This is a genomic window from Polaribacter septentrionalilitoris (assembly GCF_009832745.1).
In the GTDB taxonomy this organism is placed as follows: Bacteria; Bacteroidota; Bacteroidia; order Flavobacteriales; family Flavobacteriaceae; genus Polaribacter; species Polaribacter septentrionalilitoris.
The window spans coordinates 136,963-161,683 of sequence record NZ_VRMJ01000042.1; the positions used below are offsets into that span (position 1 = coordinate 136,963).

The window sequence follows — 24,721 nt, forward strand, 5'->3', positions numbered from 1 at the left end:
TTATAAAATGAAAAATAAATCAAATGCTTTGATAATATCTTTATTGATATTTTTAAGTCTAATAATCACGTCTTGTGAAGACAATGAAATTGTTGGTAAACCTGTTTCTACAGTAATACCAAATGCTAATTTTTCTGTAAAAGCAGATAAATTTCAAGCAGGTCAAAAAATAGAATTTACAGATTTATCAGAAGATCCTGATGGTTTTATAACAGCTTGGGAATGGGATTTTGGTGACTCTCAAACTTCTTCTGACCAATCTCCTGATCACTTTTACCAATTAGGTGGTAATTACTCTGTAAAATTAATTGCTATTGATAATACAGGAAGTGAAAGTGAAGTTTTCTCAAAAGAAGTGGTTGTCGCTGATGACCCTTTAGCAAATATCGATGCTCCAGAAACCCTTTGGAGCTTTGATTTAGATGGGAAATTAAATCACTCTAACCCTGCTGTATCTGATGATGGAACTGTATATATAGGTTTTAATCAAGCCATAAGAGAAAACCAAGGTCCAGACTTCTTTGCCATAAAAGATGGTGCTAAAGTTTGGGAACAAGTATTTATTGAAGGTAGTGCTCAAAAATCAGATCAAATAAGGTCTTCTCCTTCAATTGGTCCAAATGGTAATTTATATACCTCATCTTATTATAGTAGAACAACATTTGTTTTAAATCCTGCAACTGGTGTTATTGACAATGAAATAAATCTAAATGCAAGGGTAAGATACAATTGCCCAACATTTGGTACAGATGGTTCAGTTTATATTGCTGGTCATAATAAAGATGGTAGAGGTTTCCATTCGGTAAATCAAAGTTTAACAACAGCGAATTGGGTATTTCAAAGTGGTTCAGAGTTTAATGCAACTCCAGCTATTGGTACAGATGGAACTATTTATGTGGGTTCAACAAATGATAATTTTTACGCTATAAATCCAGATGGTACAGAAAAATGGAGTATAAATTATGGGACTTGGACAGCAAGTGCCACTGCAATTGGTCCAGATGGTACGATTTATTTTTCTGGTGAAACTTCGACTGGAGGTGTGCTTTTAGCAATTAATCCAAATGGTTCTATTAAATGGCAAAAAGATTTACCTGCAAAAGCAGCACAAGGTGGACCAGCAGTTGCTGCTGATGGTACTATTTACCTAGGTGGTTATGAAGAAAAAATGATAGCTTATAATCCAGATGGTTCTGAAAAATGGTCTTATTCAGCAAAAGGTGCAATTGAAGTTGTACCAGCTATTGATAATGATGGAAACCTTTATTTTGGTGATACAAATGGATTCTTTCACGTTGTAAATTCTGATGGTTTAAACCCATACAAGGTTACAAAACTAGGTGATGAAATTCATTCATCTGCAGCTATTGGTTCTAATGGTATCATTTATTTAGCTGTAAATCAAGGCGATTTTGGTAAAGTATATGCTTTAAAAACAAATGCAACTGGTCTTCAATCTGGAGGTTGGCCTATGTATGCTAAAGACGCAAAACACACAGGAAGGTAAACAAAAACACATATCTATTTTAATAATTAGACGGTTCTGAAAATGAACCGTCTTAAAAATCAACATTTTAAATTCTAATATTATGAAAAAAAACTACACATTATTATTCGTATTATCTATTTTATCTATGGCTTCTTATAGTCAACTTACTGAAAGCTGGTTTTATACTTTACCAGATAAAGTAGCATACTCTGGACCAGCTATCGCTGAAGATGGCACAATATATATAGCTTGTGACTATAGTGACAGAAATTCTGAAGCATCTTATGAAGACACTCCTTTTAATTTCTTCGCTATAAACCCAAACAATACTTTAAAATGGCAAGGGCACATTAATGAAGGTTCTACTCAAAATAAAGTTGATCAAGTTATATCTAGTGCTTCAATAAATGCTGATGGCTCTGTGTATATAGGTGGGCATTATGGTAGAAGAATTCACAGGTTTAATGCTATTACTGGTGATACTTTAAGTACAAATTATATAAATTCCAGAATGCGATACACTGCACCTGCATTTTCATCAAACGGAGATGTTTATGTTTTAGTTCGTAACAATGGTGATAAAGGAGTACGAAACTTTTCTACCGATTTAACAACACAAAATTGGATTTTTGAAACTGGTACTGATTTTAATAGTGTGCCTGCAATTGGTGCAGATGGTACTATTTACGCAATATCTACGAATGATAATATTTATGCAATAAATCCAGATGGTACTCAAAAATGGTCTGCACCTTACAGTGCTGGTGGCGGTTATGCAAGTTCTGCTATTGCTCTTGCTAATGATGGGACTATTTATGCTTCTGCCAAACTTAATTCTGATAAGGATGGTGTTTTAAAAGCATACAATCCTGCAGATGGTTCTGAAAAATGGTCTGTTACATTTACAGGTGAAAATGTTGAAAAAGGTGGTCCAGCTGTTGCAGCAGATGGTACAGTGTACCTTGGGAATACTGGCGGTAAAATGCAAGCATTTAACCCTGCAAACGGAGCAATTTTATGGACTTATTCAGCGAATTCTGCTATTGAGGTTGTACCAGCTATTGATAATTTAGGAAGAATTTATTTCGGTGATACCTCTGGGATGTTTTATGTGCTTAATAGTGATGGCACGGAAGCTTACACTCCTTTGAGTCTCGGGACTAAAATTACTTCTCCTGCAGCAATTCACACTGATGGTAAAATATTTGTTGGTGTTGAAACTTCAACTGGTGGTAAATTAAGTGCTTTAACTACTTCTGCAACCGGTTTGCAGACAAGTGGTTGGCCAATGTATGGTAGAAATACAAAACATACTTCAAATGTAAATAATGTAGTACTATCAATAGAAAGTTTTAACTCCATTGAGGGTTTAAATATCTATCCTAATCCAGTTAACAAAGAGGGTTTTTATATAACAGCAACTTCCAATGCTAAAATAACTGTTCGTCTTTTCGATATTCTAGGCAAAGAAATTTTTTCAAAAACAATAAATAGTAATGAGAAAATAGAAACTCAAAATTTAAAATCAGGCATTTATATGTTAAAAGCTATTCAGGATAATAAAACGGCTTCATCTAAAATTATTATTGAGTAATTCAATTAAAAATGAAAAAAATCTGTTATTTATTTATTCTATTATCCATTCTTTTTACGAGTTGTGAAAGTAAATATTCGAGAGGTGAAAATCAAAATTCTCTTAACCTAACAATTGAAGAAAAAATAGAGAACTTAACCAACTCTAAAGATAATCAAGTTATTGTAGTGTCTCACAGAGGAGATTGGCGAAACGCACCTGAAAATTCTTTACAAGCAATTAAAAACTGTATAAAGATGGGTGTAGATATGGTTGAAATTGATATAAGAGAAACCAAAGATGGTCATTTAGTTCTAATGCACGACAAAACTCTAAATAGAACAACAAACGGAAAAGGTAAAGTAAAAGAATGGACATTAGATTCATTAAGAACTTTAAACCTAAAAGATGGCTTAGGCGTAGTAACTAAACATAAAATACCAACACTAAAAGAAGCTTTAGAGGTATCAAAAAATAAAATCTTGGTAAATCTTGATAAGAGCTATAAAATTTTTGACAAATGTTATCAAATTATTTTAGAAACTGGCACAGAAAATCAAGTAGTAATTAAAGGTGGTAAAGATTATCTTACAGTAAAAAAAGAATTTGGTGAGTATTTAGATAAAGTACATTTTATGCCAATTTTAGGCTTACCTAATAATAGTGCTAAAAGATTCGTTGATGATTATATGAATTCAGAAAACAAGCCTATAGCTTTCGAGTTTACAGTAAAGTCTGATACTATTAATTTTCTGAAAAAATTTAAAAATATTAGAGATAATGGTGCAAGTATTTGGGTAAATTCTTTATGGCCTCATCACAATGCTAATCACGATGATGAAGAAGCTGTAAATAATATAGAAATCTATGATTGGTTTATTAATAACCATATCGATATTATTCAAACAGACCGTCCACAATTATTACTCAATTATTTAAGAAAAAAAGGGTTACACAAATAAACTATTTATTTGAATTAGTTAATTAAAGGGCATAGCAGAATGTGTTATGCCCTTTTTAAATTCTTATCAAAAAATGATAAAATACTTTAAAAAATCAGCTCCTACTTCAATTACAAAAACAGAAAGTGAACAACAATCCTATTATAAAAAATTAAAATGGCAAGTATTTATTTCAGCCACTCTAGGTTATGGATTATATTATGTCTGTAGGCTAAGCTTAAATGTAATTAAAAAACCAATTGTTGATGCTGGTGTTTTAACCGAATCTGAATTAGGTATTATTGGTTCTACTTTATTCTTTGCTTATGCAATAGGTAAGTTTACCAATGGCTTTTTAGCAGATCATAGCAATATAAAAAGATTCATGTCTGTAGGTTTGTTAATCTCAGCATTAGCAAATTTAGTAATGGGCTTTACAAGTACTTTTCTATTTTTTGCGATTTGCTGGGGTATAAATGGATGGGTACAGTCTATGGGTGCACCATCAAGTGTAGTATCATTATCCAGGTGGTATAAAGATTCAGAAAGAGGTAGTTTTTATGGCTTTTGGAGCACAAGCCACAATATAGGTGAAGCATTAACATACATTTTAACTGCAGTTGTTGTTTCTTATTTTGGTTGGCAATGGGGATTTAGAGCAGCTGCAATAATTGGTTTATTAGGAGCTTTAATAATCTCTTTGTTTTTTCACGACACCCCTGAAAGTAAAGGTTTACCTCCAGTCAATAAAGATTTCACCAAAAAGAAAACTTCAACTTGGGAAGAACAAAGCGGTGTACTAAAAAATCCATATGTATGGCTTTTAGCATTATCAAGTGCTTTTATGTACATATCAAGATATGCTGTAAATAGTTGGGGGCCTTATTATTTTGAAGCAGCAAAAGGATATACATTAACACAAGCAAATAGTTTAGTAGCCATTAGTGCTGTTTGTGGAATAATTGGAACCGCATCATCTGGTTTTGTTTCAGATAAAATATTTAATGGAAGAAGAAATATACCAGCTTTATTATTTGGATTGATGAATGTTTTTGCCCTTTGTCTTTTCTTATTAGGCCCTAAAAACACCTGGTGGTTAGATGCCATAAGTATGGTGATTTTTGGTTTAGGTATAGGAGCATTAATTTGTTATTTAGGTGGTTTAATGGCGGTTGATATTGCATCAAAAAAAGCATCTGGTGCAGCTCTAGGTATTGTAGGTATTATGAGTTATGCTGCTGCAGGTATTCAAGATATTGCAAGTGGATATTTAATTGAAAATAATAAAACAATAGTTAATAATGAAATCGTATATAACTTCGATACAATAACATTCTTTTGGATAGGTTCAGCAATTCTATCAGTTGTATTGGCTTTATTAGTTTGGAAAAAAACGTAAATAAATGAGTAAAATAAAAAATATAGTATTCGATTTAGGTGGTGTGATTATGAATTTGGATGTACCAAAAACAATTAAGGCATTACATAAAATAGGTATAGAAAAAATTGTCAATAACACTGGGCACAATTACCATCATTCTTTTTTTTATGATTTTGAAGTTGGTGATATTTCAGAAGAACAATTTTTAGAATCTCTACAGAAACTATCAAAGAAAAAAATGACTTTTTTAGAAATAAAAGAAGCTTGGAATGCGATGATATTAGATATTCCCGAATATAGAATTGATTTTCTTAAAGATTTAAAAGAAGAATATAATTTATTCTTATTGAGTAATACCAATAGTATTCATCAATTCAAATATTTGTCTGAATTTAATCAGAAATACAACTATTCATTCAATAATTTATTTCAAAGAGCATATTATTCACATGAAATAGGTTTAAGAAAACCAGACAAAAAAGTATATGAATTTGTTTTAAAAGACAGCAACTTAAAAGCATCAGAAACACTTTTCATAGATGATTCTCTAACAAACATTAAAGCTGCTCAAAAAACGGGTATCAATAGCTTTCATATAGTTAATTATAATATTTCGGATTGTTTAGACAAATTAAAAAAATAAATGAAAAATAAAATATTAGTAACTGGTGGTTGTGGTTACATAGGATCTCATACTGTTGTGCAACTAATTGAAAATAATTTTGAAGTAACAATATTAGATAATCTCTCTAATTCTCAAGAAAATGTAATTGATAGTATTAAAGAAATTACAGGAAGAAAACCTTATTTCTTAAAATGTGATTTAAAAAACCTAAAACATTTAGAGAATATTCTAAAATATCATAAAGGTTTTGATGCAATTATTCATTTTGCAGCGCATAAAGCAGTTGGTGAGTCCGTACAAAATCCATTAATGTATTATCAGAATAACCTAACAGGTTTAATTAATTTATTAGCCTCTGCTAAAAAATACAAAATAGATAACTTAATTTTTTCTTCATCAGCAACGGTTTATGGCAAGCCAAAATCTTTACCCATATCAGAAAAAAATAAAACACAAAGACCATCATCTCCTTATGGGAATTCAAAAAAAGTTGCTGAAGAAATCATAGAAGATCTTGCTGCAGCTTCTAAAGACTTTTCAGCAATATCACTTCGTTACTTCAACCCAATTGGTGCACATAAATCGGGTTTAATTGGCGAACTTCCAACAGGCATCCCTAATAATTTAATGCCATACATTACACAAACTGCAATTGGTTTAAGAGAAAAATTAATGGTTTATGGAAATGACTACCCTACTAAAGATGGCACACCAATAAGAGATTATATTCACGTAGAAGATTTAGCAGATGCACACGTAAAAGCGTTAAGTAGATTGCTAAATAAAAATCAGGAATCCAATTTTGAAGTAATGAATTTAGGAACAGGTAATGGGTTTTCTGTTTTAGAAGTAATCAAAACTTTTGAAGAAGTAACACAACAAAAATTGAATTATGAGATTACACAAAGAAGAGCTGGAGATGTACCTGAATTATATGCTGATGCAAAACTAGCAGAAGAAAAACTGAATTGGAAAGCAGATAGAACGCTAGATGAGATGATTAAATCTTCTTGGGTATGGGAACAAAAAGCAAGAAAACAATCTTAAAAAATAAATATGAATTCATTATTAGACAAAACACACATTAGAAAAAACATACTAACTGGTGAAGAGGTATTGGTTTCACCTCACAGAACCAAAAGACCTTGGCAAGGAAAAGTAGAAAAAAATGAAGTTTTAAATAAAACTGCTTATGATGAAAATTGTTATTTATGTCCAACTAATAAAAGAGCTGGTGGTCAAATAACGCCTAACTATAAAAACACCTATGTTTTTGAAAATGATTTTGCAGCAATACTTCCAGAATCAAATACTCAAAAATTAAAAAACGGATTATTAGAAGCACATTCAGAAAGAGGAATTTGTAAAGTGATTTGTTTTTCGCCAAATCATTCTTTAACACTTGCTAAAATGACAATTGATGAAATTGTTCAAGTCATTTTAACTTGGCAAAAAGAGTTCAAAGAATTAGCTGAAAAAGAGTTTATAAATTCTGTACAAATATTTGAAAATAGAGGTGAAATTATGGGATGCAGTAATCCTCATCCTCACGGACAAATTTGGGCACAAGAAACAATTCCAGTTGAAATAAAAAAGAAAACATCAAATTTCTTAAACTACTATAAAAAAAATAACACATCAATATTAGAAGACTATAGTAAACAAGAATTATCAGTAGGGAAAAGAGTTGTTTATGAAAATGCAGACTTTATAATAGTGGTTCCTTTTTGGGCAGTTTGGCCTTATGAAACGATGATTATTCCAAAAGAGAAAGCAAAGAATATTTTACAAATGAATGAAAATAAGATTGTAAACTTTGCGAAAGCAATAAAAACAATTACTACTATTTATGATAAAGTCTTTGATGTGTCTTTCCCTTATTCTGCAGGTATTCATCAAGCACCTACTGATAAAGAAAACTATGATAGTTGGCATTGGCATATGAGTTTTTATCCTCCCCTATTGCGTTCTGCTTCAGTAAAAAAATTTATGGTAGGTTATGAAATGTTTGCAATGCCACAAAGAGATATAACTCCAGAAATGGCTGCTAATTTATTAAAAGAAATTGCCGATATCAGTTAATAAAAACGTACAATATTAATATTTTAAAAAAAAGATATAGCAGCAGCTATGTCTTTTTTTTTGCTAAAGAAATAATGATGAAAATATAAAAAAAAAGAAAAAACCTAAATAATTGCAAGAAAATGAAAAAAAGTATTCCTCTAGTTGAACAGTATTATGTTCAGCAAAAAAAACACGCAGAAAAAAAAATACCCGAAACTGAAAAACTAAATCTTCAGTTAGAATTAGCCAAAGAAGTCTTGAACGATTTAAGAGTTTACATTAGAACTAATAAGTTTAAAGATAGTGATGAAGAAATAGATTTTTTTAAAAATATAAAACCCAACATCTATGCTGATTTTATTTTTTACAATAGTCTATTAAAGTATCACGTAAACAAACCAAATACAACAAATTCAATACTTAAAAATTATTTCAAAAACGAACTAAAAAAGTTAGAATCCAAGAAACGTAGAAATTTAAAGTTTTATCAATATTACAAACATAATAGTGCTTTTTTAGATCATGTATATTTCTTAAGAGAAAACAAACAACTAGATTTATTTTCTGCAGACCTATCCATTCATATAGATTCAGAATTTTACACAAGTCATGATACCTTAGCTGCAGAAGTAATTACTTACGATTTATTGACAAATTTTTACAAAACAGAAATAAATAAATTAAAGGAAGTTGCATCTAGTAAAACCAAAAATATCAAATCAAAAAGCCCTTTAAATTGGACAGCCTCCAAAACAGATTTAATTGAATTAATTTATGCATTAAAAATTTCTGGTGCAGTAAATACAGGGCATATAAACACAAAAGAACTAGTAACTATTTTTTCCTCTTTATTCAACATAGATGTGTCAAATTATTATAAAACATACTCAGAAATTAAGAATAGAAATACAGAAAGATCAAAGTTTTTAAATAGATTATTGCAAGATTTTGAAGCAAAATTAGAATATGATGATGGCATCTAAACACGTAACCTCCTCGTAACTACGAAAACATTATTTTCAGAATAGTAAAGTCTCATTTCTTACCAAAACGCAACAAAAAACAAGATAATAATAGTAGAAAAAGACAAATAAAAACTTTTCGTAGTTACGTCCAACTAACGTAATGAATCTAAAAATTCTTCTGAAGTTTGCCAGCGAAAGTCAAACCAACGGTTCACGAACTCATTTATTTAATAATATAAAAGTCGTGAGCTAAATCAATAAGAAGAAGTTACTAATAATGTTGGGGAACATTCGGTAGCTTCTTCTTTTAAAAATCGTTTACAAATGCCAACATCAATTATCACTACAGAAGATTTAAGAGAATTCAAAGAAGAATTATTAGAAGACATCAAAGCAATGATCAATCATCAATCTGGCTTTGCTCCTAAAAAATGGTTAAAATCTCCTGAAGTCAGAGATTTATTAAGCATCTCTCCAGGAACTTTACAAAACTTAAGAATAAATGGCACACTCCCCTACTCTAAAGTTGGGGGTGTAATCTATTATGATTATGAAGAAATTCAAAAAGTATTAGAAGAAAATCGCATTCATAATAAATTTTAACTGTCACTTCGAGTGATTTTAATGTCATATTGCGCATAGCGGAATGCGACAGTAAAATTGTATCGAGAAGTCTATGCTATGCAAAACGTAAATTTTATAAAACACCTAAAAGGTGTATTTCTTCAATTCTCTAAAGACAATCGTTTAAACCCAACGCACATTAGTTTATATGTAGCACTTTTTCAAATATGGAACAACAATCGATTTGTAGAGGTCTTTTATATCAATCGTGAAGAAGTAATGCGGTTTTCAAAAATTGGTTCTAAATCAACCTATCACAAATGTATTAAAGACTTAAGTCATTGGAAATATATCGTTTATTATCCTTCACACAATCCATACAAAGGCAGTAAAATCAAGATGTTCAAATTCGAGACAAGTACTGGACAAGCTCTGGTACACAACAATACCAATATCGAGACAAGCAGTGGACAAGCACTGGTATCTATTAATAAACATATACAAACTAATAGAAACAATAAAAACATAGCTAAACTAGACCAGCCAAAAAATGAAAAAGAAGTAATTGCTTTTTTCAAAAAAGAAAAATGGCCAGAAATAGAAGCAAAAAAATTTTACAATCACTATCAAGGAATTGGTTGGAAAGTCGGTGGCAAAACAAAAATTGTCAATTGGCAAGCAACAGCTAAAAATTGGATGCTCAAAGCCGAAGAAATTTTGTCAGTTCGAGCGCAGTCGAGAACAAACCAAAAAGCAGATAGCCAAAACAGGGACAACCTCAAAACAACCAAAAACAAAAATTACAATGAACCACTCTGACTCAAAGTGTCACTCTGAGCTTGTCGAAGAGTCTCATTAAATTGAAGATAGAATCTATAACCCTGTGTTTTGAGGTAGAGAATCCCTTCCTCTCTGCAAATTGACGATAAAATAAAAAGAAATGAACAACCAAAAATCTAATAAATACAAAATGAATTCGCAATTTAAACCCGCCATAGGATTTACAGACGAGTGTCAATAGTTTGAAAATGACGGCAAAAATAAAAGCTGTTTGAGCATAGCGAGTTCTTTTATTTTCGGAATTGAAAACGAGATTGACCGTCGAAAATCCAAGGCTAGATTTTTTGAATACTTTTTCATCAATGGAAAAAGTATTAGAGAAAAAAGAATTAGAATAAAAAATGAAAATAGAATCACCACATATCATAACCGAAGGTAGTGTCCAATACCAATTAGGAGTACTAAAAGGTAATACCATTCACTACGATTTCCAAAAAATCCTAATCTATTTAGAAACAAAAGGGAAACTACAATTTGGTAAAAACTTCAAAATATATCCAGAAGATGAAGTAATTTTACACAAACTATGTGTCTATTTCATTCGTGATTTTGAAACTTGTAGAAAATTAAAAATAGATCCAAATAAAGGTATTTTACTATCCGGTCCAGTAGGTTGTGGTAAAACAAGTTTAATGAAATTATTGCCATTTATTGTGCCTCATCAAAGTAAACATAGTGTAGTCGCTGCAAGAAACATCACATTTAATTTTAATAAAAGCGGATTTAAAATTATTGAAGATTATGGAAATAATGGTTTTTATTGTTTTGATGATTTAGGTGTAGAAATCACAGGAAGACACTTTGGTAAAGATTGCAATGTTATGGGTGAAATTTTGTTGTCTCGTTACGATTTATTCTTAAAAAATAAAGTAAGAACGCATGCAACTACCAATTTAAATGCACAAGAATTAGAAAACAGGTATGGTAACAGAGTACGTTCAAGAATGCGTCAATTATTTAATTTGATAGCTTTTGATAAAACCACTAGTGATAAAAGGAAGTAAAAAAAGAGAAACTCCTTCAATTTTAATAAAATTCAATTGTGTTTATCTGGTATTGTAATGATATAATTTCTATTTTTAGAGTTCAAAAAAAATTGCCGCGAATAAATGTCACTATATCAAACATCAGTATTAAAAAGTTATATCAACTTACAAGAAGATGCTGTTATAGAAAAAGCCTATAAAAAATATGTCAAGTATTTTTTAAATCCTACCATTCAAGAAAACATAAGAAGTTCTAAAGAAGAAGAATATCAAGGTATTTTTTTAACAGAACTGTTTGTCAATATTTTAGACTATACCCTAAAACCAAAAGCCGATTTTAATTTAGTAGCCGAGTATAAAAATCAAACCAATTCTAGAAAAGCAGATGGTGCAATATTAAACAACGATATTGCTCTAGGAGTTATAGAATTAAAAGGCACAAAAACCAAAGACTTAGAAAGTATTCGCAAACAAGCCTTTGATTATAAAGCCAATCAAAAAGGATGTGTATATGTAATTACATCTAACTTTGAGAAGTTACGTTTTTATATCAATGATGCCACAGAGTTTGAGGAGTTTAATTTATTTGAACTCACCAAAGAACGTTTTCAACTCTTCTATTTATGCTTACAGAAAGACAATATCATCAACAATGTTCCTTTAAAAATTAAAGAAGCATCTATAGTACAAGAAGAAAAAATAACCAAAGACTTCTACAAAGATTATTCACTCTTTAAAAGAGAATTATACAGAGATTTGGTAAAACAAAATGCCAAACGTTTAAAAAGTTCAACTGTCTCTTCGAGCATTGGTTCTAATGAAAAGAAAGTTTCGTTAGGAGCAGCCAACGAAGTTGTCGAGAAGTCTATAGAACAACAAGCAGAAAGTTTAAAACTAGAAAAAAACGTAAAGCTAACCCTCTTTAAAAAATCACAAAAATTAATAGACCGTTTTCTGTTTATATTCTTTGCAGAAGACCGAAGTTTACTACCTGCAAATAGCACCCAACAAATATTAGACAAATGGAAAGATGATGTAGATTTTGGTGACGACAGACCACTATACACCCTATTCAAACAATACTTTAAATTCTTAGACCAAGGAAGACAAGGCACAAAAAGTAGAGGCGAAATATACGCTTATAATGGCGGTTTATTTAAAGAAGACACCTTGTTAGATGGTTTAGAAATTGATAGTGATTTACTCTACAAACACACCCACAAATTAGCAGGTTACGATTTCGAAAGTCAAGTAGATGTAAATATTCTAGGACACATTTTTGAAAATTCCCTTAATGAAATAGAAAGCGTAAATGCAGAAATTGAAGGTGCAGATTTCGACAAGCAAAAAAGCAAACGTAAAAAAGACGGAGTATTCTACACACCCAAATACATTACCAAATACATTGTAGAAAATACGGTTGGTAAACTCTGTACAGAAAAGAAAGTTGAGTTAGGCATAAAAGAAGAAGAGTATTTTAAAGGACGTAAAAACAGAAATAAATCAACCATTTCAAAATTAGTTACGCTATTAGATGACTATAGAGATTGGATCTTACAACTCACTATTTGCGACCCTGCTTGTGGTTCTGGTGCTTTTTTAAACCAAGCTTTAAACTTTTTAATTGCAGAACACACCTATATAGATGAACTAAAAACAAAAGTTTTAGGTGGTGGTTTACAGTTTCCAGACATTGAAAATACCATATTAGAAAACAACATTTTTGGGGTAGATTTAAACGAAGAATCTGTAGAAATTGCCAAACTATCTTTATGGTTACGTACAGCACAACCAAGACGTAAATTAAACGATTTAAGTAGCAATATAAAATGTGGTAATTCTTTAATAGATAGCAAAACAGTTGCTGGCAATAAAGCCTTTCATTGGGAAACACAATTCCCACAAGTATTTGAAAAAGGTGGTTTTGATGTGGTGATTGGGAATCCTCCTTATGTAAGGCAAGAATTGTTTAAAGAGATTAAACCATTTTTAGAAAAAAATTATAAATGCTATAATAGCATTGCAGATTTGTATACTTACTTTATTGAAAAAGGAATTAATTTAATGAATGAAAATGGTTTGTTTTCATTTATTCTGCCAAATAAGTTTTTAAAAGCTACTTATGGTAAAAACATAAGAAAAGTAATAAAAGAAGATGCGAATTTAGAATTGTTATTAGATTTTGATGATTATCCTGTTTTTGCTGATGCTACAACATACCCCATAATTTATGTTTTAAATAAAAAATCAAATGACAAAGCTAAAACCTTTTTTTATTCTGAAATCAACAAAAGAGATAATACAAGTGACCCCATAAATACTTTAGAAATTAAAAAATATAAAGTTTCAGTAGAATCATTGAAAGTAGAAATGTGGAATTTTATTAATCTAAAAAAATCTGCGTTATTAAAAAAAATAGAAAGCAAATCAACAATTTTAAAAGATTTAGTTGATAACAAAATATTTGCAGGAATAGCATCAGGTAAGAATGACGTATTTATAGTCAAAGATTTAAGTCCATTTAATAACGATTTCAAAGCAAAAGAGAAGTTAAAATTAATACTTGGGGGTAGTGAAATTTCCAGATATAATATCAACCCAGTTGATAATCACATTGTATTCATTCCTTGGGATTATGATTTAAATTATTCAGAATCAATTAAAGAATACTTGATAAGTAACAAAAAAGGACTTGAAAAAAGACCAGAAGTAAAATCAGGTAGATTTAATTGGTGGTGTTTAAGCAGATATGGTAGTAACAATTCTCATCTTTTAAATGAACCCAAAATAATAGCTCCTTTTATAAATAATAAATGTAATTTCTATTTGGATGAATCAGGAGAAATTTATCTTCAAAAAAATAGTATGTTTATTTCATCTGGTTCAAAATCATTATTAGCTTATTTAAATTCAAAAATTTCATTTTTTTATCTTTCAAATGTTTGCACAACATTACAAGGAGGTTATTATGACTTTAGAAGAGATAAAATACAATTATTACCTGTTCCTCAAAACTTAAAAAATAAAGAAGCTTTTTTTATTGAAAAAACAGATTTTATTTCTGATAGTTATAAACTATTAAACAGAACAAAAAACAAATTTAAAAACTATACAAAACAAAAATTCCAATTAGAAAAACTCTCCAAAAAACTACAAAACTGGCACGAGTTAGATTTTGGAGACTTTATAAAAGAACTCAACAAAGCCATAAAAGCCAATAATAAGTTAAGAACAAAAGAAGATTTAGAGCCAATTGAACCATTAACCAAGAAAGATGAGTTTGAGTGGTTAGACCTCTTTGAAGAAAACAAACAAAAAGCACAAGCCTTACAAACCCAAATTAACCAAACAGATGCAGAAATCGACCAGATGGTATACGAATTATATAATCTAACTAAGGAAGAAATTGAGATTGTAGAAAATAGTTAATTATAGTAAAAATTAGGGAGATTCGTGAATACCAAAAAATAAAAATGAATGAACAAATAGATAAAATGGTGTATGAGTTGTATGGTTTAACTGATGAGGAAATTGCTATTGTGGAAAATAGTTAGAACGAACTACTGGTTATGGAAAAGGAAGAAAAAATATACAATAAACTTATTTTAATAGGCAATGGTTTCGATTTAGCCTTAGGTTTAAAAACTTCATACAATGATTTTTTATTTTGGTATTTAAGAAACTTGTTGATTACATCAGTTCAAAACAAACAACGTTTTGATGATAGAAATATGAGCACAAAATATTTCTATTACAAAGATGAGTTAACTACTACTTATTGGAATAGACTTTATGATCATAATCAATTATTAGAATTTATAGATAGGTATGATACACTTAAAAAACTACAAGACTTATTAAAAGAAAATTCAAGAGTAATAATAGAAAGAGACTCTTTACTCTTTAGAATGATATATGATTCATCTTTAAACTCTTGGGTGGATATTGAAAGAACATATTATCACATTTTAAAGTCAAATCTAAAAGAAAAAAAAGAAGTTGAAAAATTAAATAATGATTTTAATTTTTTAAAAAATCAATTAGAGATTTATTTATCAACGCTTAAAATTCCCGAACTTAAAAGACCAATTCTAACGGATTTTATAGAACATTTTTTTTGTGTAATACATCACAGTGAGGTTATTGATGTTAATGAAAATAAGCATTCAATAGGGACAAAAAATTACTATTTTTTAAATTTTAATTATACAGATTCTCTTAAACAGATTTTAGATTCCTTTTTTACCCAGAATACAAATAAATCGTTCAAACCAAATTATCAATTAAGCCATATTCACGGTAAATTAAATTCAAAAGAAGAAAAAATAATTTTTGGTTATGGTGATGAAATGGACGAAAAGTATGAAGAAATTCAAGATTTAAACGATAATTTATTTTTAGAAAACATAAAGTCCTTTCAATATTTCAGGAGTCCTAATTATAGAAATTTACTAAGGTTTGTAAATTCTAATGAGTATCAAGTTTGTATTTATGGGCATTCTTGTGGTTTGTCAGATAGGGTTATGCTTAACGAAATTTTTGAAAACGAAAATTGCAAATCTATTAAGGTATATTATTATAAAGATGAAAATGATTTTAATAATAAAACTATGGAAATATCAAGGCATTTTAAAGATAATAACTCAATGAGAAAAAAGATTGTTAATTTCAATAATGCAGATATAATACCTCAATTAAAAGAAGATTAATAAAATTATGAAAAAGAAAATACAACAATATATTTCTAACTCAATAGAGATATTACAAGATGCTCAATTAAAAATACAATCAACTCAAAGTAAAAACTCCATAGTTTTAGATGAAAAATACTTTCATGAAAAATTTATGAATGCTGTTAATATTAGCGAGGCAATTACTGAGTTTAGAGATTTAAAAGAGATTAAAAAACCTGTTTTATATTGGTTTGAACTTGTTTCTTCTAAACACAACCAATCAATAAGAGAGGAATTTATAAATGGTTACAGAGAACCTATAAAAAAAGGTTCAAAAACCCCATACAGAAATACCTCTTCGTACAAAAAAACATTCAACCCTAACAGTTCAACTCTTTATGTAGGTAAGGTAGAGATAGGTTTTTGGGGTAGATTAGTAACCCATTTAGGGTATGCCCAAAGTTATAAAACAGCGGGTATGCAATTATTTCATTGGTATAAACCAGAATTATTTGGAGACATTAAACTAAATTATATTGTATTTGATGAAAACATGAAACATCTTATCGTAATTTTAGAAAAGCTATTAGCAAAAGAATTAGAACCCCTGATTGGAAGATATTAAAAAAAATAGAATGTCACACTTTTTAAATAGAGAAAAATTTAATTTTTGGATTCCTAAATTAATAACCAAAGCAGATGTAGAGATTATATTAATAGTACCCTATATTAAAACTTCTGAAAATGTTTTTAGTGCATTAAAAAAAGCAAATAAGGCAAATAAAAGAATTGTAATTGTTTATAGAGAAAATAAATTAGATAGTATAGAAAAAGAAAAATTGCTTGCATTAGAAAATGTAGATTTATTACATCACCCAAACATACATTGTAAATGTTATTATAATGGGGATATACTAATAATTGGCTCTATGAATCTTTATGAGTATTCAGAAAAGAACAACAGAGAAATGGGGGTAATATTCAGTTGTGCTGAAGATGATATTATTGAAGTAAAATATAATGTTGATTATTTTGAATATGATGACCTATTAAGTATTGAAGAGCCATTAAAAGAGATTAGAGAAATAATAAATGGGGCAACTTTAGAAAAGAAATCAAAAATAACGTTAGAAAAAGGGTTTAAACTTTTAACTATTCAAACAGATTTTGAATTAGCTCTTAAGCATTGCGAAATATTCAATAAACATTTTGGTAATAAAGTGTTCAGACCAATAATAGATGAAAGAGCAAAATCAGAAGGTTTAGAATTATATGATATAAGTTGTACAAATTATTATGATAATATTGATTTAATTTTTGAGGAGAATAGATTGAAACTTCATATAAATCTAAATGAAAAAGAAAAAATAAAACTACATAATCTCTGGAAACAAGAATACAATGAATTTCGTTTTAAAGGATTTAAACATTATTGGAATTGGCACACCCAACCAATTTATATATATAAAGATAGTAAATATGACTTTTGGGATAAAAATGAAGATAATGATAAAAAGTTATTAGATGCTTATCAAAAAGGGCTAAAAAAAGTATTTGAATATTATCAAAAATTAAAAAAAGAAATATGATAAAACTGCTTTAGATTTAGTGATAGTAATAAAATAATTTTATCAAGTAAAAAATAGTAATCTAGATATTGTGTTTTAGTTGATAACTATTAAATTAAACTATATTAATCAAGTATGATAAATGTTATTTTTGACTTCTATTTTTTCTAAATATTTGATTACCTAAAATTAATTAAACGTTAAAAATTCACTTTTAAGTGAAATAAATTTGTAAATTAACTTATAAGTGAATAACTTTGCACGCATAAAACCATTATTCAAATTAAAAACAGTAGCTTATTATTCTGTTTGTATAGAAGATAATGATGTAACACTTTATCAAGAATTTGTTGAAAAGCATACACTTGAAAATAAAAACAAGTTATATCATATTCAAAAATGGTTACAACTTATAGGTGAAAAATATGGTGCACAAAATCGTTTTTTTAGAAATGAAGCAAAAAATGCAGACACTTCAGCATTACCGCCAATTGGCAAAGACCGAAAACCTTACTACGTGGAATATGGTAAGAAAAAGGCAAATAATTTAAGATTATATTGCTTAAAAGCAAATTCAAATGTCGTTTTTCTTTTTAGTGGCGATATAAAAACAACACAAAAAGCACAAGATTGTCCAAATGTTAGAAAACATTTTAATTTAGCAAATGCATTAACTAAAGCCATTGATAACGCTTTTAGAGAAAACGATATTATTTGGAACGAAGATTGCACTTTAATTAATTGCGATGAAGATTTCATCCTTTATTATTAAATAAAACAAAAATGGAATTTCCTAAAGAAAACATACTTAATAACTGGTTAGAAGAAAACAAAAACCCAGAGATAGATAGATTTATTGAACGTAATTTAGAGATTACTCAAAAAGTATGTGCTATCTTGAACAAAAGAGGTATAAAGAAAAAAGAGTTTGCTAAAATGTTAGATAAAAGACCTTCTGAAGTTACAAAATGGTTGTCAGGTTTACATAATTTAACATTAAAAAGTATTACAAAAATGGAGGTAGCATTAGGTGTAAACTTAATGAACCCAGAGCCTCAATATATTTATTTAGGTAAAGTTGAAGGTGGTTCTAAAGATTTAGCAAAAGCAATAGATAATTATGAGCAAACGTATTACACACAAGAAGCTGTATAATGGCAGATAACGTAATCATTCCAGATAAAATAAAATTATTTCATATTGATGTTGTTAGCACTTATATAAACGACAATACAATTGATGAAAACTTAAATCTTGAATTTAGTGTTGCTCACAACACAAGACATAACCTCAATGACGAACGTGTTAAAATTGAATTATTTATTAATTTGTTATCGCATCAAGAAATAGGGGTTAAATTTCATATAGACTTTCATTACAATATCAAAGATTTAGAGAATCATTATGAATTAAATGAAAATGAAATACCAATATTTTCTGGTCAATTTATTGCTACCCTAATAGGTATTAGTTTTTCAACTGCAAGAGGTCTTATATTTCAACAATTGCAAGAAACTAATTTTAAAGGAATGATTTTACCTATCGTATCTCCTTTAAAAATGTTAGAATCTCAAAAGAAAATATAATTCCCCACAACACAAAACCCAGTTTAGTGCAAAAGCAAAAAATGGCTGTCTTTTGTATTGTTCCGCTTTCCCCTGCAAGTTTAGCGTTTTACTATTCTAGTGGTACTTGCATTTTAAAGCTTGTATTTTCGCACACTCAAACACAACTATAAAAAGCAACGCGTTTTTATTATTTCAAAAAACACAAAACTTCCCAAAGCTAAGTTACATAATGCGCAGTTATATACACATTCATTTAATTTCTGGTCTATAACGCCATTATGTAAAATAGCCGCTCTTCCAACGCACACTTCAGCTATTAATAATGTAATTTAGTTATTTTAACAACATTTCGTCATTGTTGCATTGGTTTTATAAGTGCTTATTTGTTATTTTAAATTAACATTAGTAAAATCATTAAAAATTCAGTTTACATTAGAAATTATAAAGCACATATAAAATCAAAAAAAAGCCAATAAGAGTAAAACTCTTTATTAGTGTAGAACATTCGTTGTAACCGTTTTCACTAAAAGTAAATGCTAAGTATAAAACAAATAAAAAGTTTCATTAGTAAATTACCCCTTTAAAATATAAAATAGTAAGCATTCACTTTTAATAAAACCTCAATAAATTTAGAATGCACAAATAAAAAGTCTTTACACTTATTCTCGCTGCTGCTCACGCACTAGGTACTACGTCCTTAATTATTAAAAAAAGAAACCCACATCGTGGAGAGGTGGGTAAAAATTGCTATGAAAAAGAATGTGAGATTAAACTCACAATAGTAAAGATATTAAATTTTCAAAAATACTTTTAGTTAATTATTCCTTATCTCATTCAACTGCACAAAACCATCGCTAAGTCCAAGTATTCCTTATCTCAAGTCTTTGTTTGTTTCATTTCATTAAGTAATCACAAAAAAAATCCAGATAAAATCTATCATTTTAGATATAATAAAAAATAAAGGATAAAAAGAAAAACAAAAAAAAGACAGCAAAACAAATGGTTCCCTTAATGTTGTAGTGGTTTCAACATCTGTTTCATTCAAGAAAAATGTAATTGCATAAAATTTTGTCTTTTTAAAGCCTACGCTTTTAGCCTATAAAGGTCAAGCCCTTTGGGTTTTGAAAAAAATCTCCACCAACTGACAACTTAATACTCAAAATTCAACATTCGATAGTTGGTAGTATTTTTTTCAAAAACCTTGATAGTCTACCCTCTCCATTTAGAAACAGCTTTCTTTTTGTTGTTTTCCTTTCCAAAATTTTATGGGCAAAAAAATAGCAAAAGAATCTGAACCTAAAAATGGATACTTATGCAAATTTTTGAAATCAAAACCCACAAAATTGGACGAACTTACTCAAACCCACATTTTTTTATTTTAAATAAAGGATTAAATTCTGGAAAGCCATTAGACAAACCTTGTCCAAACTGTTTTGTAATTTCCACAACTTCTAGAGCAAATAGAGAGTCTTTGTATTACCTGTGTTTGTCTTTAAAAGTTGGTCAATACTTTCGTTATTATTTAAAAGGCTCTGTCATTCCATTTATTGGTATTTCTGATGTGAAAAAAGTAATAAATACTGCACTGCAGAACTATGAAGAACAACAATGGCAATTGAAAGTTGAAAAACTCAAAAAAATAACTGCTTTCGAAGAAAACTTACAACAACAATTGTCAACTATTTCAAAACTAAAAATAGCCTTACTAAAATCTTAACAAATTAAACTATGAAAATAATTATAGCTGGGTCTAGAAACTTCACCAACTACCAAAAATTAAAACAAGAATGTGATAAATTCCTCCAGGAATATAAAAATATTGAGATTGTATCTGGAGCTCACTACAAAGGTGCAGACAAATTAGGTGAGAAATACGCCTCCGAAAAAAAAATCAAAATCATAAAATTTCAGGCTGATTGGACAAAATACGGAAAAGCTGCTGGACCAAAAAGAAATAATCAAATGGCAATATACGCAGACGCATTAATTGCTTTTTGGGATGGAGAAAGTAAAGGAACAAAAAATATGATTCAACTCGCAAAATATAACCAATTAGAAACCAGAATAATTCTCTTTAAAAACGAAATTCGGACTATTTAGTCAATGAAAACAAAAGAATACCCAGTACAAAAACTAGGTATTCTTTTTTTGCTTCCTAAAAAACAACCACTTTAATAATGTAGAAACAGAAAAACTAACAATTGCTCCAATTATAGCCATAATAATAGTAAAAAGTATATCGTCTAAACTAATAGTAAAAACTGTAGAAAGCAATGTTCCTCCAACAACACCAGACTTTATTTGAATATCGTTCTGTAACATATATTTACTAATCCTTTTTTTCATCAGAAACTACAGCTTGACTTACAGCTGTTGCCACTGTTCCTGCAACTGTCATGTAAGTCGCAATAGTTACTATTGAAGCAGGGATACTTACAGGTGCTGCAATAATTGCTCCTCCAGCTGTAGCCAATGCAATACCAATATTTCTTAAGAGTCTAAAAAACTTTGGTGTTGGTTTTTGATAACGTTCTATAATTTTCATAATTCTGTGATTTAATGGTTAATATTATTTTTTCTTTTCTATCTTTTGCTTGATGTACCAAAGACAATAGTTTCTGCATTGCGTCCTTTGAATAAATGCCTTTACCAATGCCGCTCAAATAAGTTACAGGAGCAATACAGCCCTCTAAATCCCTTAGGGCATCATTAGCTGGATGAAATAAAATAAAGCTTCTACCTTTTACATTTTTCAATATCAAATGATGCTGAAAACGTTTTGAAAATCTTGGTATAATTTCATAGACTCCTTCAGGAATACAAGAAATATTTCTTTTGTTATTGAACCAGGGCAACTCTATGGTGTGACAGATAAATGTATCAGCAGAAAAGAGAGCACCATTAGTGCCCTCTTTAAAATAAGCTCTTTGAAGCACTAACTCCATAATTATGGAGTATCAATAGTAACTACTGATAAAGCATTGTAAGCACCGTTTTTAAGCGCATACATTTCGCCATTTACTTCTTGATAAAACTCAACGCCAATAACTTGCACCACTTGTAACGTTGAATTTGCAGTAATCGTTGCAGACAATGCAATTGCAGCAGTATCTGCAGCAGTATAAGGAAGAATAGCAGTTGCATCACTTTCAAAAGTTGAGGTCTCATTTTCAAAATCTAGTTCTGCAGCACCCATCACAATTTTAAAATGTGTGGTTCCTGAAGGAGCTGCAATTCTCACCACTGGTGAAAAGGCAACCAAATCTAAAGTTGCTTCACCAGTAACTCTGTCAAAAGCTTTGGTAAACGGAGCGAATAAAGTTGCCCCAAGCTTTCCATTCAAATTGAATTCAAAACCTTCCAAAAGTCCTAAATTTCCATCCTGCAAGGTTCTTAAACCTCTCTCATTAACCACATCAGTTTTAGTAACTGCCACTAACGTTTTGGTTAATCGAGAAACGACTCTTTTATCCTTTGCGTTCTGTAAAAGCAAACGAATTGCATTTCGCAATACTTTCCCGCCTTTACCAGCACGACCAAATTCAGAGCCATTTTCACGCGTTCTCTGAAATGCAGGATCATTCTGAATTCTGTTTTTATCCACTCCACCTTTTTCACGAGCCAAATGTCCATCACTTGTTTTGTAAAAAGAAATACCTCCAATAGTTCCTTTTAATTTGATAATTCCTGTTTGTTTTGCCATAATTTTACTTTTTTTTGATTAATACATCAAATCACGTAACTTTATGACGCACTTAAAAAAAAGAGATTCCGCTTTAATCCATCCTTACCGATTAAACCTAAATAGGCACTAATAGCTCTAAGTATAGATAAAGCATAGATAATGTATGATGATTACAAAAAGAGCTTGTATATACCCAAAAGACATTCAACGCATCACAGGACGTAGTGAGCGTTATTGTCGTATGCTTATTAATAAGATTAAAGAATATTTAGACAAAGAACCTCATCAATTTATAACAGTACAAGATTTTGCTAATTATAGTGGTATTGAGGAAGAAACTATTAATAAATATTTAATAGATTAATCATAATATTTGACGCTATTTATCTGGTTTTAATGAAGTTAAAATCGTAAATTTGTTTTAGACGTTCAAACAAAACATACTATTTCAATTTAACTATTAGGTCTACAATTCGGTTCACACTGTTTTAGCACTTTTCCTAAAGTATTGATTTTACTGCATAGTGGCGGTTTAGTTATCATCCTGCCACCCCGACTAAAAAGCCTTAGCATTAAATGCTAAGGCTTTTTTATTTTTATTAAAATTAAACAGTACTACTGAGACAACATTTCTATAGTTGCCACTGTTCTAAACCCTATATGATCAGAACTAGAACTTGGCTCCATCCCCATTTTTGCAGAAATTCGAAAACTTGCACAATAGGATTCATGACATAAAAAAGAACCTCCTTTCATTACATATTCTGTTTGATATGGATTACTTGGAGTAAAAGATTTAGAAGCTCCTTTTGGGTTTTTGTGAACAATTGTTGGATCGATCTCTTTGTAATAATTTACATTAAAAAAATCTGAAGTCATTTCCCAGACATTACCTGCCATATCATATAAACCTATACTATTTGCTGGATAGGATTTTACAGGAGAAATATACTCAAACCTATCTTCTGAAATATTTTCAATTGGGAAAGTTCCTTGCCAAGTATTTGCATTATCATTCAAATCTTCATATTTATTTCCCCAAGCATAAATATTGTCCTCAAACTTACCTTGTGCTGCAGATTCCCATTCTGCCTCTGTTGGTAATCTTCTATTTGCCCATTTACAGTAGGCTAAAGCATCTTCTTGAGCAACATGTACTACCGGGTAATTCTCTTTGCCTTCAATAGAACTTCCTGGTCCTTCTGGTTGTTTCCAATTAGCTCCAAGCTGCCATTTCCACCATTGACCATAATTAGCCATAGAAACCACACCCTTTGCTTTTTTATTGAAAATCAAACTTCCTGGTTGTAAAATTGAATCTGCTGGTTTGGGTGTTCCTGGAGGTAAATCTTTTTTTATGATTTCCCAATCTAAAGGCCTCTCTGCAACAGTAATATATTTAGTTTCTTCTACAAACTTTTTAAATTGTTTATTGGTTACTTCTTGAACGTCTATAAAAAAGCCACCAACTTCTACTTTATGAGCTGGTTTTTCTCTTGGCATTGCAAACTTATCTTGAGTTTTTGCACCCATTAAAAAGGTTTTCTTTGGCACCCAAACCATTCCGTTTGGTGTTTTTACTTCTTTTGTTGATGTTATTTCTTTAACATTCTTTTGATTAGTTGTAGATTTCTTTTGATTACAACTCACCAACAATAATGAAAGAGTAAAAACTATTATTGAGACTATTTTAAACCTAAGGTTCATAATTAAAATTTATTGTTTTGAGCAAATATAATATTCTAACAGCTTTTAAATTTAATTCAATTAAAAATCCTTTTGATTTTTAACAAAAGATT

Annotated in this window: 26 protein-coding genes; 21 read left to right on the top strand and 5 right to left on the bottom strand. The window is 29.6% G+C overall.

The window, feature by feature from the left end:
- Positions 1-7: 7 nt before the first annotated feature.
- From FP421_RS13075 to FP421_RS13170, 20 genes are all read left to right on the top strand, one after another.
- Positions 8-1,507, top strand: a complete 1,500-nt coding sequence (locus FP421_RS13075) for an outer membrane protein assembly factor BamB family protein (protein ID WP_159951351.1) — start codon at positions 8-10, stop codon at positions 1,505-1,507.
- Positions 1,508-1,589: 82 nt separating this feature from the next.
- Positions 1,590-3,083, top strand: coding sequence for an outer membrane protein assembly factor BamB family protein (locus FP421_RS13080; RefSeq protein ID WP_159951353.1), 1,494 nt, complete (start codon positions 1,590-1,592; stop codon positions 3,081-3,083).
- An 11-nt stretch (positions 3,084-3,094) separates the two neighbouring features.
- Complete coding sequence (locus FP421_RS13085) at positions 3,095-4,024, top strand: glycerophosphodiester phosphodiesterase family protein (protein ID WP_159951355.1); 930 nt, start codon at positions 3,095-3,097, stop codon at positions 4,022-4,024.
- A gap of 73 nt (positions 4,025-4,097) precedes the next feature.
- On the top strand, positions 4,098-5,402 hold the full coding sequence (locus FP421_RS13090) for an MFS transporter (RefSeq protein WP_159951357.1): 1,305 nt from the start codon (positions 4,098-4,100) through the stop codon (positions 5,400-5,402).
- Positions 5,403-5,406: 4 nt separating this feature from the next.
- Complete coding sequence (locus FP421_RS13095) at positions 5,407-6,027, top strand: HAD family hydrolase (protein WP_159951359.1); 621 nt, start codon at positions 5,407-5,409, stop codon at positions 6,025-6,027.
- Positions 6,028-7,056 carry a UDP-glucose 4-epimerase GalE gene (galE, locus tag FP421_RS13100; protein WP_159951361.1) on the top strand — a complete coding sequence of 343 codons (1,029 nt, stop codon included), beginning with the start codon at positions 6,028-6,030 and terminating at the stop codon, positions 7,054-7,056.
- A 9-nt stretch (positions 7,057-7,065) separates the two neighbouring features.
- Positions 7,066-8,091 (top strand): UDP-glucose--hexose-1-phosphate uridylyltransferase, encoded by a 1,026-nt coding sequence (locus tag FP421_RS13105; protein WP_159951363.1) that lies wholly within the window; start codon positions 7,066-7,068, stop codon positions 8,089-8,091.
- A gap of 122 nt (positions 8,092-8,213) precedes the next feature.
- Positions 8,214-9,056: an RteC domain-containing protein gene (locus FP421_RS13110; protein ID WP_159951365.1), complete on the top strand. Its 843-nt coding sequence runs from the start codon at positions 8,214-8,216 to the stop codon at positions 9,054-9,056.
- A 306-nt stretch (positions 9,057-9,362) separates the two neighbouring features.
- The gene (locus tag FP421_RS13115) at positions 9,363-9,641 is read left to right on the top strand and encodes a helix-turn-helix domain-containing protein (RefSeq protein ID WP_159951367.1); all 279 of its coding nucleotides are present in this window, start codon (positions 9,363-9,365) and stop codon (positions 9,639-9,641) included.
- Between the two features lie 78 nt (positions 9,642-9,719).
- On the top strand, positions 9,720-10,421 hold the full coding sequence (locus FP421_RS13120) for a hypothetical protein (protein ID WP_159951369.1): 702 nt from the start codon (positions 9,720-9,722) through the stop codon (positions 10,419-10,421).
- Between the two features lie 362 nt (positions 10,422-10,783).
- On the top strand, positions 10,784-11,446 hold the full coding sequence (locus FP421_RS13125; RefSeq protein WP_201288849.1) for a P-loop NTPase family protein: 663 nt from the start codon (positions 10,784-10,786) through the stop codon (positions 11,444-11,446).
- 105 nt (positions 11,447-11,551) lie between these two features.
- Positions 11,552-14,857 carry an Eco57I restriction-modification methylase domain-containing protein gene (locus FP421_RS13130; RefSeq protein WP_159951370.1) on the top strand — a complete coding sequence of 1,102 codons (3,306 nt, stop codon included), beginning with the start codon at positions 11,552-11,554 and terminating at the stop codon, positions 14,855-14,857.
- Between the two features lie 140 nt (positions 14,858-14,997).
- The gene (locus FP421_RS13135; RefSeq protein WP_159951371.1) at positions 14,998-16,137 is read left to right on the top strand and encodes an AbiH family protein; all 1,140 of its coding nucleotides are present in this window, start codon (positions 14,998-15,000) and stop codon (positions 16,135-16,137) included.
- Positions 16,138-16,144: 7 nt separating this feature from the next.
- A complete protein-coding gene (locus FP421_RS13140) occupies positions 16,145-16,726 on the top strand; it encodes a hypothetical protein (RefSeq protein ID WP_159951372.1) in 582 nt (193 codons plus the stop codon).
- Positions 16,727-16,736: 10 nt separating this feature from the next.
- Positions 16,737-17,690, top strand: a complete 954-nt coding sequence (locus FP421_RS13145) for a phospholipase D family protein (protein ID WP_159951373.1) — start codon at positions 16,737-16,739, stop codon at positions 17,688-17,690.
- Positions 17,691-17,916: 226 nt separating this feature from the next.
- Entirely contained in the window at positions 17,917-18,441 is a 525-nt protein-coding gene (locus FP421_RS13150; RefSeq protein ID WP_159951374.1) for a hypothetical protein, read from the top strand.
- 11 nt (positions 18,442-18,452) lie between these two features.
- Positions 18,453-18,824, top strand: a complete 372-nt coding sequence (locus tag FP421_RS13155) for a helix-turn-helix domain-containing protein (RefSeq protein WP_159951375.1) — start codon at positions 18,453-18,455, stop codon at positions 18,822-18,824.
- Positions 18,824-19,255 (top strand): hypothetical protein, encoded by a 432-nt coding sequence (locus tag FP421_RS13160; protein WP_159951376.1) that lies wholly within the window; start codon positions 18,824-18,826, stop codon positions 19,253-19,255. The genes FP421_RS13155 and FP421_RS13160 overlap by 1 nt, the downstream gene beginning before the upstream one ends.
- A gap of 1,294 nt (positions 19,256-20,549) precedes the next feature.
- Positions 20,550-20,954 (top strand): DUF6943 family protein, encoded by a 405-nt coding sequence (locus FP421_RS13165; protein WP_159951377.1) that lies wholly within the window; start codon positions 20,550-20,552, stop codon positions 20,952-20,954.
- A gap of 11 nt (positions 20,955-20,965) precedes the next feature.
- Positions 20,966-21,337: a DUF2493 domain-containing protein gene (locus tag FP421_RS13170; protein ID WP_159951378.1), complete on the top strand. Its 372-nt coding sequence runs from the start codon at positions 20,966-20,968 to the stop codon at positions 21,335-21,337.
- Between the two features lie 33 nt (positions 21,338-21,370).
- On the opposite strand, the gene FP421_RS13175 is transcribed toward FP421_RS13170, so the two are convergent.
- From FP421_RS13175 to FP421_RS13190, 4 genes are read right to left on the bottom strand one after another with little or no spacing between them, the layout of a single operon-like run.
- Positions 21,371-21,583 (bottom strand): hypothetical protein, encoded by a 213-nt coding sequence (locus FP421_RS13175; RefSeq protein WP_236548114.1) that lies wholly within the window; start codon positions 21,581-21,583, stop codon positions 21,371-21,373.
- Positions 21,567-21,782, bottom strand: a complete 216-nt coding sequence (locus tag FP421_RS13180) for a hypothetical protein (RefSeq protein WP_159951380.1) — start codon at positions 21,780-21,782, stop codon at positions 21,567-21,569. Before FP421_RS13180 ends, FP421_RS13175 begins: the two co-directional genes overlap by 17 nt.
- Positions 21,736-22,182, bottom strand: coding sequence for a DUF5675 family protein (locus FP421_RS13185; protein WP_159951382.1), 447 nt, complete (start codon positions 22,180-22,182; stop codon positions 21,736-21,738). Before FP421_RS13185 ends, FP421_RS13180 begins: the two co-directional genes overlap by 47 nt.
- Before the next feature lie 2 nt (positions 22,183-22,184).
- A complete protein-coding gene (locus FP421_RS13190) occupies positions 22,185-22,940 on the bottom strand; it encodes a hypothetical protein (RefSeq protein WP_159951384.1) in 756 nt (251 codons plus the stop codon).
- Between the two features lie 148 nt (positions 22,941-23,088).
- Here FP421_RS13190 and FP421_RS13195 point away from each other — a divergent pair, with 148 nt between their 5' ends.
- Positions 23,089-23,286 (top strand): hypothetical protein, encoded by a 198-nt coding sequence (locus FP421_RS13195; protein WP_159951732.1) that lies wholly within the window; start codon positions 23,089-23,091, stop codon positions 23,284-23,286.
- Between the two features lie 251 nt (positions 23,287-23,537).
- Here FP421_RS13195 and FP421_RS13200 read toward each other — a convergent pair whose 3' ends face one another.
- A complete protein-coding gene (locus FP421_RS13200) occupies positions 23,538-24,572 on the bottom strand; it encodes a formylglycine-generating enzyme family protein (RefSeq protein WP_236548115.1) in 1,035 nt (344 codons plus the stop codon).
- Positions 24,573-24,721 lie beyond the last annotated feature (149 nt).